We start from the raw sequence: 14,374 nt of genomic DNA on the forward strand, positions 1-14,374 counted from the left end.
TCCGGGGCGGCGATCATTGCTACATGCCGCACCATCCGCAGACAGGCTGATATCTTTGCTCCAAACGAAAAACGAACGCCGCGAAGACGGAGAAACACCAACTGACAGTCGTCTACATGGCGGTCGCCCAGCATTGCGATCTGCATTCGCCATAGTGGACAGCAGGCATTTATTCACATCCAGGCGCCGCTTGGGATTACTCTCCCGTGCGTCGTCGGTATGCCTTTGATCGTCCGGATGATGACGCTGGTCACGAACTGACCGTGAGTCGTTTTTGTCCGTGACAGCGAGATGTCACACTGCCTTTCCGAAATAACACTCCGCCACAGATTACGTAATTAAAATTTCATCAGAAAATTTATAAAAAATCGTACGATTATTTTTGTTTTTCAAAAAAATTCAATCCAGAGAGTTCAACGGAATTCACCCATTTAAGAGAAATCATTTCATCCAACATCAATTCGAGCGCCATCGCATTCTCACCACCGAAAACCATACTATCCTTATTGCTCGCACCCGGCAGAATTTCGCGTGTCGCGCCCGCAGGAAGAGCAAGACCACCTTCCTTGATTGGCGCTGAAAGAAGGCGCAGAAGCGTTTCTCGATTCTCAATCCCGTTGCAGAAAGTAATGGCATCGCGAAGAGCATTAACAAGTAATTCAGAGGCCGACGGGTTCGTCACGCTCCATGATCGAGTCGTCACAAGAGTTTTTTCGACATGCCCCGGCCAGATTGAGGATGATCCGGCGACAATCCCGCCAATACCTTCATGTTCAGCGGCAGCGCCCCAAGGCGGTCCGGCGCAGAATCCATCGATGCCGCCGTCCCGCAACGCGTCCAGCATAGTATCGGGCGGCATAGCAACGATTTGTGCAAAGCTGTCAGGCGTCTCGGACTTCGTCGCCAAATAGCGACGCAGAAGAAGAAAATGGGTCGAGTACGGATGCACGACCGCAAGCCTGGGGGGCGTCCCGCCCGGCTCCGCCTCCATAATGCTCTTGCGCAAAACGATGGTATTTCCACCCTTCGACAAGACCATGAGAGGGTTTAGTGCGACAGGTCTTCCGCGTCGTCCCAATGCGGTCATGATCGCAAGCGGCGGGAAAACGACGGCTGCGTCCAGACGGTTCCAGGCAAGACCGTCGGCGATATTCGACCAGGATGGTTCAACCCTGATAGAGACATCGAGCCCGTTGCGGCGGAAATACCCGAGATGCTCAGCCACGAGGACGGGCGCGCTGTCGGCGAGACGGAGCAGGCCTATGCGAATGGATGCGGTCATTTTTTACTGGTGTCCTCGGCGGCGGGCGCCTGCGCGTCGAGGTAACTTGCGCAGACGTCAACAATCTTACGGGCTTCACGCATCGCCTGCCGTCGAAACCAGCGGTATGCCTCGGCTTCGCCGCAACGCTCGTTTTTCATGAAAAGCTTTTTGGCGCGATCAACCAGATCACGTTCGGAAAGCGTTTTCTGCGCCGTATCGAGCGCGCGCTGTGTGCGCCGAAAGCGCGCGTAAAGTGAAATCGCCGCTCGAAGCAGCGGCTTGACGTCGCGGGGTGGCGTATCGATGACATTATAGGAGCATACGCCAGCTTCGAAGGCGTCTTCCATCAGATGCTCATCGTCCTCATCGACGAACAGCGCCACTGGCCGTTCCATGTCAGATCCGGACAGAGCGCGCACGCCGTCGAGTGCATCGCGGTCAGGCCGCGCCAGATCGACGAGCACGATATCGGGCTGAAATTCCCGCACGGCGTCGATCAGCGCCGTACCTGCGCTCAGACGGATGAGGGTGAGCGAGGCATCGGCCGCGAGCAGATCGGAGAGCGCATTAACGCGTCGGGAGTTTTCATCGGCAAGAAGCACGCGCACGGCTCAGTAAACGTCCCGGCGGTAACGCCCTGCGCGCGTCAGGTCCGAGACGAACGCATCCGCCATGCCCGTGCTCATGTCGCCGTGGCGCGCTACAAGACGGCGCAAGGCTGCATCCACATCGCGCGCCATGCGAGCGGCGTCGCCGCAGACGTAGATGTGAGCTCCGGCAGTGAGCCAGGACCAGAGTTCGGCGCCATGTTCCTCCATGCGATCCTGAACGTAGATGCGTGCATCCTGATCGCGCGAGAACGCCGTGTCGAGACGGGTCAACGTTCCTGCAACCAGAAATGACTTGAGCTCCTCCTCGAAATAAAAGGTGCTGGCTGCATGCCGCTCCCCGAAAAACAGCCACGCGCGGCCCGACGCCTGAGTCGCTGCGCGTTCCTGCAGAAAGCCGCGAAAAGGTGCGATTCCGGTGCCTGGTCCGATCATGATGATCGGCGTCGCGCCGTCTGCGGGCAGCCTGAAATGCGCATTCGACTGAACGAAGACATTCGCGGGCGCCCCCAACGCCAGATCGGCGAGCCATGGCGAGCAGAGGCCGCGATACGGCGTGTGGCTTACGCCGACCGTCAGATGGACCTCCGCTGTATGACGGCGCTGTGAGGACGCTATGGAATAGAGGCGCGGCTGAATCTTGCGAAACAACTGCGAGATCTCATCCGGACTTGCCGAAAGCCGTACGTTCGCCAGCATTTCCGGCAAATACCCTTCTGCCGTTCCAAGGCGTTCGAGCATAGCTGGCGCCGGACGCCCCAGATCGAAATGGCGGATCAATGCATCGCGAAGTGAAACAATCCCGTGGTGCTTCAATGTGACCGGCGTCTTCGAAGGCAGGCCGATAGCGGATAACGCCGCGTCCACTGCTTCGGCATGATTGAGCGGCCATATGCCAAGCGCATCTCCCGGTTCGTAACGCAGGCCGCTGGATGTCAGGTCGAAACCGATCAAACGAGTTTCCCGCCCGGAGCACTCCGACGTCAGACGGTCATTACGGCAGAGAACGGCGACGACAGAGGCGTCCCTTCGCGACGTCTTCGCCTTTGGAGGCGCCTGAACCGCACTCGATGTCGTTGGGGCCAGAGCCGCGAGCAGGCGGGGTCGCCAGTCGGCCACCGCATCCTCATAATCTGGTTCGCATTCCTGCCGGGCGACAAGAACTCTGCTGCCAAGCTCTACAAGCTTTTCGTCCAGTGCGCGACCGAAACCGCAAAAGCGCCCGTAGGTGGAGTCACCCAGCGCAAGCACGGCGTGCGAAGTGCTGTCCAGCGGCTCGTTGCGCGCGTGCAACCCGTTCCAGAACGCGATTGCGCAGTCCGGAGGGTCTCCATCTCCGAATGTCGACGTTACGAAAACGACCGGCCCGTTTGGCAGCCTGTCCGCCGAGACTGTATCCAGGCACGCTATGGAAACGCGCCGCCCCGCGTCCTTCAACCCCTGGGCGACTTCTGTGGCCGCTGTCTCGGCGCGGCCGGTCTGGGAGGCCCAGAACACCGTGATGTCGTAGCCAGAGTCGTCTTCCGGCGCCGGGTCTACGATTTGCAGACTGCTTCTTGCCCGCGAATAGAGACCGGACAACAGACCGTCGACCCGAAGTCGTTCAGCGGTCGTCAGCGGCGCATGATCCGGCACCACAGGGAGTTGACCGTCGGGTGGCGAAAGGCGCAGGCCCTCAAGGAAGCCCGACAGCCAGTTGGCCGCAGGGGCGGACAGGTAAGACGTCGAGTGAGGCGCAAGGCCCAAATGCGCGGCGATCCGGTCCGGGATGGCGTCGGCAGGCATGAGTTGGGCCTCCTCTTGCGGCGGCGCGACCCGGGCGATGGCGACCGCGCATAATTTGAAGCCGGGCTGCAGCGAAACGGGATCGACCGCATCGGGCGTCAGAGCGTTGACGGCAAGGTCATCGCCAAAGCGGTCGTTCCAGTGGAAAGGCGCAAAGCAGACGCCCGGGCCAACACGGTCCGTGATCCGGGCGGGCAGTACGGCGCGCCCACGGCGCGAGCGTATCTCGACGAGGTCCTCAGGTTTGATCTTATGTCGCCGGGCGTCATGCGGCGACAATTCGACGAACGGGCCCGCGTTCAGCTTGTTCAGGCTCTCCACACGGCCGGTTTTGGTCAAGGTGTGCCATTGGTGCTGCAGACGCCCCGTACCGAGCACGAGAGGGAAGTCATCGTCGGGTCGTTCGCCGGCGCCAAGATACGGGCGAGCAAGGAATTGCGCACGGCCATCCGGAAATGGGAAGCTCGGTCCGGGAAGATAACGGATTGGATGACGGGTCTCTGAATCCCCGGGCCCACACGGCCACTGCACCGGCCCCAGACGAAGGCGCTCGTGGCTTATTCCCGATATGTCGTAATCCGTTCTCGGGTTCGCGAACTGACTTGCCTCTGCGAAAACCTCGGCCGCAGAGACGTACGAAAATCCGTCAGCAAACCCCATGGCCCGTCCGACACGCGCGATCAGCTCCCAGTCCGCGAGGGCGTCTCCCGGAGGCGCGACCGCCTGACGCGTCAGTGTCATGGTCCGATCGGAATTGACCTGAACGCCGTCAGCTTCGGCCCAAAGCGCCGCAGGAAGCAGAATATCAGCATGGCGGCCTGTTTCGGAATCCGCGTAGGCATCCTGCATGATGACGCAATCCGCCGCCTGCAGCGCCTCTACGACGTTGGCGCGCCGGGCGACGGTCGCAACGGGATTGGTGCAGATTATCCAGCAGGCGCGAATATCCTGCCGCCGCATCGCGTCGAACATCCCGATAGCGCCAATGCCCTCTTCCGCACGGATAGTTCCTGGCGGGAGGCGCCACAATTGTTCGGCCAGCGCGCGATCTTCCGCCACCAGCGCAGAACGCTGCCCCGGCAGGCCCGGCCCCATGTAGCCCATTTCGCGCCCGCCCATGGCGTTGGGCTGGCCGGTCAGGGAAAATGGGCCTGAGCCGGGCCGACAGATAGCGCCCGTCGCAAGATGCAGGTTGCAGATGGCGTTGGTGTTCCATGCGCCCGTGACACTCTGGTTGAGCCCCATCGTCCACAGGCTCATCCAGTCGCCCGCATCCGCAATCCATCGAGCAACCTGCTCGATCTTGTCCGACTCGATCCCGGTGATGGCGGCGCAGCGCTCGAGCGTGTAGTCCGCCAGAAATACAGGCATCTCGTCCCAGCCCGTCGTATGCGCCGCGATGAACGCTGTATCGATTGCTGACCATGCGACCAGCAGATGCAGGATGCCGTTCAGCAGCGCGAGATCCGTACCGGGACGGATCTGCAGGAAAATGTCGGCCTTGTCGGCGGTCGCCGTGCGCCGGGGGTCGACCACAATCAACTTCGCTCCGGCCCGCTTTCGATCAAGCAACCGCAGAAAAAGGATCGGATGACAATCGGCCATGTTCGCACCGATGACGAAAAACAGATCGGTCTGATCGAAATCCTCGTACGACCCGGGAGGCGCATCGGCGCCGAGCGAGAGTTTATAACCGGCCCCCGCCGCCGCCATGCACAGGCGCGAGTTGGATTCGATATGCTGTGTACGGATATAGCCCTTGGCGAGTTTGTTCGCGAGATATTGCGCTTCCATCGACATCTGGCCGGACACGTAAAGCCCGATGGCGTCAGGGCCGTGCGCATCGAGGATGGCGCGCAATCGACGGGCGGTTTCATTAATCGCGTCGTCGATTGCTGTGGCGACCGGCTGCGCAGTACGATCTCGTCTGATCTGTGCGCGATCAAGCCGCGCCGACGACGTGATCGGTCGGTCGCAGGAACTTCCTTTCGTGCACAGGCGCCCGCCATTGGCCGGATGCTCCGGATCGCCACGCAATTTGACAATCCGTCCCCCCTCGACCTCAAAAACAATGCCGCAGCCGACACCGCAATAAGGACAGGCTGAACGGATATCCTGACGCGTCATCGGTCAGACGGGCGCCAGATCCGGCTGCCGCGCCGAGGCGCTCTGCCGTGCGCGGACCTCGACACGCCCCTCGATTATACGTGCGTCCCAAGTCCGCAGCCGCTTCGTCTGATCCTCAAGACACACGCCATCGCGCAAGCGGAAGTGTTGCTTGTATAGTGGGGAGGCGACCACAAATTGCCCTGCAATATCGCCTATGATACCGCGGCCGATGACGTTGGCGTTCGAGAACGGGTCGTGATTGTCGACGGCAAAGACCTCCGCTGAACGACCGTGGCTTTCCGGAATCAGAAACAGGGCGATCTGGGCGCCGTCGTCCCACGCGACGACGCCGGAACGCGCGACCAGATCGCTCTCGTCACACAACGCCTTCCAATCCTGCGGTCCGAGGGCGATTGGAGAGGCTGGCGTATTATCGGCTGGCTTCACTTGGCCGCGTTCGGGCACAGTCGCGATATTCGGATCAGGACGGCTGTCGTTCACGAATGTACGGAAGCGCTTGAGTTTTTCCTGATCCGAAAGCGCGTCGCGCCATTCGCAATGATACGTGGAGACAACAGCCTGCATCTGCTGCTCAAGCTCTTCGGCAATGCCGAGCGAGTCGTGAATGATGACGTCCTTGAGGTAATCCAGACCGCCCTCGAGACCCTCCCGCCAAACGGATGTGCGTTGCAGCTTGTCAGCGGTACGGATGTAGAACATCAGGAAACGGTCGATATATTTCAGGAGCGTTGTAGAATCGAGATCAGTCGCGAAAAGCTCGGCGTGACGGGGGCGCATGCCGCCATTTCCACAGACGTAGAGATTCCACCCGTTTTCGGTGGCGATGACGCCAACGTCCTTGCTTTGTGCTTCAGCGCATTCGCGTGTGCAGCCCGAGACGGCGAACTTGAGCTTGTGCGGAGAGCGCAGCCCCTTGTAACGGTTCTCGATATCGAGCGCCTGACTTACGCTATCCTGCACGCCGTAGCGACACCATGTGCTGCCGACACAGGATTTTACGGTCCGTGTTGATTTTCCATATGCATGGCCGGTTTCGAACCCGGCCTCGATCAGTTCACCCCAGATATCGGGAAGCTGATGGATCTGCGCCCCGAACAGGTCGATCCGCTGTCCGCCGGTTATCTTGGTGTACAGGCCATATTTGCGGGCGACCGAGCCGAGAACGATCAGCTTGTCCGGAGTGATCTCGCCCCCGGCAATTCGCGGCATGACCGAATATGTGCCGTTCTTCTGCATGTTGGCCATGAACGTATCGTTCGTGTCCTGCAGCGGAATATAAGCCGGATCGGTGATCGGCTTGTTCCATGCGGATGCGAGAATCGAGCCCACGGCGGGCTTGCAGATATCGCACCCCAGGCCGCCGTTGCCATGACGGTCCATCAGGTCCTCGAACGTGCGAATGCCGTGTACTCGCACGAGGGAGTACAGCTCCTGCCGCGTGTGCGAGAAATGCTCGCACAGCGAGTGATCCACTTCGATCCCGCGGGCGGAAAGCTCTGTTTCGAACACGCTTTTCAACAACGCCGCGCACCCTCCGCAGCCCGTGGAGGCCTTGGTGATCCCCTTGAGGCTCGCGAGATCGGTACAGCCATTATCGAGCGCGGAGCAGATCGCGCCCTTGGTGACGTTGTGGCAGGAGCATATCATGGCCGTATCCGGAAGCGAGCTCGCTCCCAGAAGCTCCGCCCCTTCGCCACGCGGGAGGATCAGCGCGGCAGGATCTGCAGGCGGCTTGATGCCGTTCTGAACAAACTGCAGGATCGTGTCGTAATACGCATTGTCGCCGACCAGAACCGCGCCCGTAACCCGTGACCCGTCCGCCGAGAGCACCAGCCTGCGATAGGATCCGTCCGCCTCCCCTATGAAGCGATAGCTTGTGGAGCCTTCCTCGGCGCCGTGCGCGTCGCCGATCGAACCAACATCAACGCCCAGCAACTTGAGCTTCGTGGACATGTCAGCCCCTGTGAAGGCCGCGTCCTCACCCGCGATCACGGCCGCCGCCGTGCGCGCCATGGTATAACCGGGGGCGACAAGGCCGAACAAACGGTTCTGCCACGCAGCGCATTCACCGATCGCAAAGATATGGGGGTCGGAGGTGCGGCAGTGGTTGTCTATCGCTACGCCGCCACGCAGGCCCAGCGTAAGTCCACATGCGTGCGCGATCTTGTCATTCGGCCGAATGCCCGCCGAAAATACGACGAGGTCCGTTTCAAGAACGTCACCATTGGCGAATGTAAGCTTGTGACGGCGAGAATCTCCGGTTTCGATGCCCTGCGTGACGTGACTGGTCCGAACTTCGATGCCCATCGCTTCGATCCGACGACGGAGGGCCGCGCCGCCCTCTGCGTCGAGTTGTACCGGCATCAGGCGCGGCGCAAACTCCACGACCGCGACGTCGAGACCAAGCGACTTGACCGCATTGGCGGCTTCAAGCCCCAGCAATCCGCCGCCGATCACGACGCCATGGCGCGCATCTTTGGCTGCCGCGCGGATCTCGTCGAGATCGTCGAGCGTGCGATAGACCAGCCCAGCGCTGCCGGTGTTACCCGGAACCGACGGCACGAACGGGTAGGACCCCGTCGCAATGATGAGCGACTGATAGGGATATGGCCCTGCGTCAGTCTGGATGATGCGCGCGGCGCGATCGATGTCGGTGACGTTGACGCCCAGATGCAACGCAATGTCATGAGCTGCATGGAAATCGTCCCGGTGCAGTCGCAGGGAAAGAGCGTTCTGGCCGATCATGTATTCCGTGAGATGGACGCGATCATAAGCCGGATGTTTCTCCGCACCAAAAACATGAATGCGGTGATTCTCATGCAGGCCATGGGCCACAAGCTGTTCGACGCAGTAATGGCCGACCATGCCGTTGCCGACGACGATGATATTCGGTTTTTCCGCCATGGTTCGGGTGTCCTTTGCTTAGAATCTGAAGGCCAGGGTTTGCATGATGAAGACGCCGTTCTTTGCGCCAGCCTGATGCATTCCACGCGACGCCACGAAGCCCGCAAGATCCTCTGTCCAGGTCCAATGCGGCGCGAAATTCCATGCCGCCTGCGCCTGCGGGATCGTGCCGATAAAGCCGCCCGACAGGTTGTCGCGCCAGGTGTAGGTCTTGCCGACGGCATAGACGGCGTCATTGGTGCTGGCTCGCCAGAATAGCGGAACATGCAGCTTGATGTGGAAGTTTTTGGTCGGCGCAAAATCCATGATTGGCCCTAAGCCAACGAGATTCTGCGACGTCAGGGACAACGTGACGTCGTTGTAATAGGGCAACGGAAAGTACGGCGTCGCGAATGTCCCGACCGCGCCGTCTTTCGAATGATAAGATCCGCCTGAGAACAGATCCGCCTGAATTCCAACCGACGGACGCCAGGCGAGGTCTCGCCTGTCGTAGGTGACGGCGGCGTTGACGGCGTAGGCCCGCACCGCGCGCGTAAGCTGAGACTCATTCGCCGGGCGAAATTGCCCGCCCTGAAAGACGCCGGTCAGATTGACGCCAAACGGGCCGACCGTACCCCAGAGCTTCGCTCCGACATTGTCACGACGCGTCGACCCGGCCTGTGATTTTCCCTGCGCTGCGGTCGGTAAGGCGGCCAGCGCGCCGCCGTAAAGGTAACCAATGTAAAAGACGTCGGCGAACAACTGATTCCTGTGCCCCATCAGCGTAAATGCGGGCAGGGCTGTGGACGTGTAGGCGCCATACATGCGCGCATTGTAATTCGTGCCATCGGAGAACACGCCAAGAGGCAATTTGTTGGTCTGAACGAAATCGAACAGATCGACCCTGAACCTTTTCCAGATCGCATAACCGCGAAATCCGTCCCAAGTCTGCTGAACGTTGGTCAGGTCCCGTGCGGACTGCATGGAAACAGGCGCGTCGAGAAACACCTGCCTGCCGCCTATCACGCCGGTTTTCGCTCCAAGCAGTGCGCCCTTGATCTCGAGGACGCCTTGCTGAAGATCAAGGCGTTCGCGCTGGGTGCCAGCCTGATATCCATAATAGTTCGACCCGCCAGCGTTCCCATACAGGAACTCTGCATAAGCACGGACATGCTCTCCGAGATGCAGGTCCGCGCCGTACTGACTTCTGAGCAAAAGGCGGCTGGCGTCCGTCTTGCCAGCCGTTCCCATGACGGGCTGATTCTCGAAGATGTAGCGAAGCCGCTCCTCACCCGAAAACGAGATCCAGACGTCCCCTTTGTCGGTCAGTTTCACGTGCTTGAGGCGGTTGAACCAGTCCTCGCGACGACGCTCCGGTGGCGTCGAAGTGAGGGAGGACCAGTCCTCGGCCCAGCGGGCCTGTCCGGCGGCCCCCACGATCCCAAAACCTGCGGCCGCGCCATTGCCTGCGCTGAATACGCCATAATCGGAGCTACCCCCGGGCGTGGCGTGGGCGGGGGCCGCCAGCACAAACCCGGTGAGCGGCGCGAAACCCAACGCGCGCAACTTCATTGCGCGGCCTCCGCTGCGCCCCAGGGTGCCGGCTGCTGCGTCCAACGCCGCCTGCAGAACAGGACACACACGAGAGCAAGCAATGCGACGCCAGAAAAGGCGAGAAAGCCGGGCCCGTACGAGCCGCTTGCCTGACGCGCCGCGCCCAGGGAGGCGGCAAGATAGAATCCGCCCACTCCGCCACTCATGCCGACGAGGCCAGTCAGAATGCCAACCTTGTGAGGAAATCGCGTCGGGACCAGTTGAAACACGGCGCCGTTACCGAGCCCGAGCACGATCATGCCAAGAAAAAAGGTCGGAAATGCCAGCATAATAGACGGCAGCCCGATTGCGATCACTGCAAAGATGGCGGCGGCGGCGGCGTAGAGCAGGGTGAGAGCCTGCGTGCCGCCGATCCTGTCCGCCAAGGCGCCGCCCAATGGCCGCACGAACGATCCTACGAAGACGATGGCGGCCGTGCAGGCCCCGGCCATGGCAGGAGAAAGTCCGTATTGATCATTGAAATATATGGTCAGGAACGAGGCGAGTCCCACGAAACCGCCGAACGTCACGCCATAGAACAGCATCAGGGACCAGCAGTCGGCAGACCGAAGCACCGGCCACCACGATGCGATTCCGCCGGCGCCTGAACGACGAGCAGGCTCCCGCGCAAGCGCCAGAAAAACCCCGAGAACAACGACAAGCGGTACGCTTGCAAGCCCCAGAACGTTGAGCCATCCGACAAGCATTGCAAGCCCGGGTGCGAACAGCGCCGCCAGCGCCGTGCCTGAGTTGCCTGCGCCTGCGATCCCGAGCGCTGTCCCCTGATAACGCGCAGGGTACCATCCCGACACCAGCGGAAGCGCGATGGCGAAGGACGCCCCTGCAACGCCCAGGACAAGCGCCACACCAAACATCGCAGAATAGCTATGCGGAGCGATCAGCCACGTGGTCCACAACCCGACGATCACGATCAGCTGCGCTGCGATTGCCGTCCGATACGGGCCGAACAGGTCCACGGCTGCTCCGGCCACTACACGGAAGGCTGCGCCCGCCAGAACGGGCGTCGCAACCAGAAGCCCTTTTTGAGCCGGGTTAAGATGCAGATCGTGAGCGATCGCAACGCCCAATGGGCCGAGCAGCACCCAGACCATGAACGACATGTCGAAATAGAGAAAGGCGGCGAACAATGTTGGCGCGTGACCGGCCTTGAGGAAGCCTCTGTCCACAATCGGTTCCGAATGATGCGTGCGCGAGAGCAGACATCACGCCCTGATCGGGCTGACGAACCTTCGTTGATTCGCCGTATGTCGGGTCCGTAACGCGCCGCGCCGCCGCTGACGGGCGCTCATCCAATTGAATCTTAACCACCGGAACGATCTGGAGTCAAAATGTTTAAAACGGGTGTGACCGGCGAGGAAATCGCAGCGGGGTCAATATCATTGCAGGCGCGGGTGTGTTTATAAATATAAATTTGCACATAAACCGACCATATATCAATTGTGAAGAATAATTAGTTTTATTTATGATTAATTATGTACAACATAAAATAAGTAATGGATATTTTATTCGAAAAATAACCACCTCCGCGCCATAGATAGCGGGCATGGAGATGTAAACACCGCGACTCGATCAGATGTGACGGAGCGGATTCACACGCATATGCGCGCAGGCTGGAAGCGTTGGCAGAAGCTCGATGACAGGTAGACGGGCTGGCAGTTCTATCTCACCAGCGCGAGCATGCAGGAGGCGCTGGCGGGGCTGAGCGGGCGCGACACGACGCGACGCGACGCGACGCGAAGAAGGCGCCGGTCGATCACGGCTTTCTGAAGCCTAGCGCCGACTGAAGGGTCGCCCGCGTGATCAGCCCGCCGGGGCACGGAGGCGTGCGGGCCTACGAGGTCAAGGCGGAATACTAGGGGCAGATGCTGGCGATGCGGAGTGAGGAACGGCTTGAGCGATACGGATGGGCGACTTTCGCCCTTCCCTTCCTGACATAAAAAGAGCTTTCGAGGTTCCCGAAAGCTGACACTATCGGCGCGCAAGGAGTGGGCCCATGCAGCGCATGTCTGACCACCTTGAGTCCGCCGCCTCACATGAAACCGAGCACCTCTGCAAATAGTCGGGGAGGAATATGACACTCACAAATGCATTTTACCTACTCGCCTTCAACGCCGTCGATAGTTTTTGGATGAGATTTCTGTATCTTCGTTGCAGCCTTAAAAGCCCTCGCGCCCGACAATACCAGATAGGTCTGACTGCTCAGCGCATAGCATTTCTCCTGAACAGAAAATAATTCCAAGCATACTATTTTATGCAGTCATAATCTCGCTTACATGAGCCGAATTCAATGTCGACCTCGCGACTGAAATGGTCGAGCTATTGACCAGCCCGCAACCGAGTCAGGTATAAAATTGTGAAAATCGCCATCTTGCGCGCCTCGACGGCTCGTCTTTTTAGTTACGGGTTGGCCGCTGCCGTTGGTCTCGCTTTCGCGCTCCGCTGTTTGCCTTTACGTGTAATCACTGGGAGGCTGCCCGCTGGATTGATCGGCGTCCCCGATCAATATTTGAACGACCCGTCATTGTTGCGAGCACGAGCGGCTACATTCGACGATCTGCAACATATGACGGGGTTACTCTATTTCCTGCAACAGCCATGGAGGTGGCCGCTTCTGAAAGCGCCAAAACTGGCGAACGGCGTTTCAATATCACTGACTGACAGCAATCCCCTCGTCGCAATTATTTTCAAAACGCTTCATCCGCTCACGCCGTGGATGGAACAATCGCTTGGTCCATATCTGGCGCTCTCTTACCTGATGCAGCCGATCGCTGCTGTCTTCGCTCTGCGCGGCACAGGCTGCCGCGACATCGGCTCAGCCGTGGCGGTCGCATTACTGTCCATCGGCATACCTCATATTGTCGCTGAGCCTGCAGAACAGGCGCTCACAGGTCATTTCGTCGTTTTAACAGCGTTCGGGCTTTATTTTCGTCTTGTTCGCCACAGCCAGACCTCGCTTCGGCTTTTGGTGGCGCTGTCCACATTGTCGATCGCCTGCTTGCTTATCCATCCCTACCTGATGCTGATGGTGCTCGCAGTCTTCGGCGCCGGAGTGTTGACGCCGCTTCTGCGAGGACAGTGGCCCGCAGCAGCCGCGTCAAGCTGCGCCCTGGGCATGACGCTACTTGCGATCCGTCTGTTGGCTCGCATGATCGGTCTGGACGCGGTTCAACCTAACCACGTCGCACTGTATCCCCTTTTGCTTCGCGATTTTCTCGGACCCGTCGTTCGCCTTGTTCCGCGGTGGACGTGGATTTCCGACTCACTACCCGGCGTCGACGCCGGTGTCGCTTATGCAGGCGCCGGGCTTATCGTGATGCCGGCAGTTCTGCTCTTGTTCGCTCAAGTACGATCGCAGTTGATCGCAGCGATCAGGAACCATTGCGGCTTGCTTCTCGCGGTTCTGGCGCTGACTGTTGGTGCAACCGAGGGCCATGTGATCGCCAACTGGCTGCGTTACTTTTCGCTTGTCCACGTCGCCGACACGGTTGATCAATTCAGGGTCAGTCTACGGTTGATCTGGCCAGTTCTGGATCTCGCAATGCTTGGCTGCGTGCGCTTTGCGGTCTTCACTCGGTGGCGGTCATGGCTGCTGGCTTTTGGCGTAACCGTGCAACTTCTTGACACCGAGCAGCTACGTGCGGACGCACGTCTGGCTTTAAGCTGGGAAGCAACGCCTTTTACGACGGAACAGGCTCGCTTTGACGCCCGTCTGGACGGCGCGACTGCGTTGCAACTGGAGCCCATGCTCGCCTGTGAACCACAACTCGTGTGGCGCTATGCGCAATTGGCTTACCTTGCCGCCCGGCACAATATAGCTGTTAATGACGCTTATTTCTCGCGCCAGCCGAGGGCGGTATCGTGCCCTGAGCAGCGAGAGCAGCTTGGCCCCCACCCCCTTCTGGTAACTCGTCGCGATGGCGTCGTCACAGTGATCGATGGTGCCGCATTCTGAAGGACCGCGAGGGCGTTCTGGACATCGTATGTCACCAAGCGACCTGCTGGCCAGATCGCCTGCGAGCGAAATAGGCCCGTGTTCTGAGAGCCTGTTTGGAAAATCACGGGTGAGCATTTCTGCGCATGAGATTGGCGC

At 59.9% G+C, this 14,374-nt stretch carries 7 protein-coding genes; 1 reads left to right on the forward strand and 6 read right to left on the reverse strand.

The annotated features are described in order from the left end of the window. Window positions 1-376 precede the first annotated feature (376 nt). From J2D73_RS15630 to J2D73_RS15655, 6 genes are read right to left on the reverse strand one after another with little or no spacing between them, the layout of a single operon-like run. The gene (locus J2D73_RS15630; RefSeq protein WP_207882742.1) at window positions 377-1,282 is read right to left on the reverse strand and encodes an ABC transporter substrate-binding protein; all 906 of its coding nucleotides are present in this window, start codon (window positions 1,280-1,282) and stop codon (window positions 377-379) included. Continuing rightward, window positions 1,279-1,872, reverse strand: a complete 594-nt coding sequence (locus J2D73_RS15635; protein WP_026397965.1) for an ANTAR domain-containing response regulator — start codon at window positions 1,870-1,872, stop codon at window positions 1,279-1,281. Before J2D73_RS15635 ends, J2D73_RS15630 begins: the two co-directional genes overlap by 4 nt. 3 nt (window positions 1,873-1,875) lie before the next feature. Then, window positions 1,876-5,784 (reverse strand): bifunctional nitrate reductase/sulfite reductase flavoprotein subunit alpha, encoded by a 3,909-nt coding sequence (locus J2D73_RS15640; protein ID WP_207882743.1) that lies wholly within the window; start codon window positions 5,782-5,784, stop codon window positions 1,876-1,878. Window positions 5,785-5,787: 3 nt separating this feature from the next. Continuing rightward, on the reverse strand, window positions 5,788-8,691 hold the full coding sequence (gene nirB / locus J2D73_RS15645; protein WP_207882744.1) for a nitrite reductase large subunit NirB: 2,904 nt from the start codon (window positions 8,689-8,691) through the stop codon (window positions 5,788-5,790). A gap of 18 nt (window positions 8,692-8,709) precedes the next feature. After that, on the reverse strand, window positions 8,710-10,242 hold the full coding sequence (locus tag J2D73_RS15650; protein ID WP_207882745.1) for an alginate export family protein: 1,533 nt from the start codon (window positions 10,240-10,242) through the stop codon (window positions 8,710-8,712). Then, the gene (locus J2D73_RS15655) at window positions 10,239-11,450 is read right to left on the reverse strand and encodes an MFS transporter (protein ID WP_207882746.1); all 1,212 of its coding nucleotides are present in this window, start codon (window positions 11,448-11,450) and stop codon (window positions 10,239-10,241) included. The genes J2D73_RS15650 and J2D73_RS15655 overlap by 4 nt, the downstream gene beginning before the upstream one ends. Before the next feature lie 1,397 nt (window positions 11,451-12,847). Between J2D73_RS15655 and J2D73_RS15660 the strand changes: the two genes are divergently transcribed. Further along, complete coding sequence (locus J2D73_RS15660; protein ID WP_207882748.1) at window positions 12,848-14,236, forward strand: DUF6311 domain-containing protein; 1,389 nt, start codon at window positions 12,848-12,850, stop codon at window positions 14,234-14,236. The last annotated feature ends 138 nt before the right edge of the window (window positions 14,237-14,374 follow it).

Source organism: Acetobacter sacchari, from assembly GCF_017377715.1.
GTDB classification, from domain to species: Bacteria; Pseudomonadota; Alphaproteobacteria; order Acetobacterales; family Acetobacteraceae; genus Acetobacter; species Acetobacter sacchari.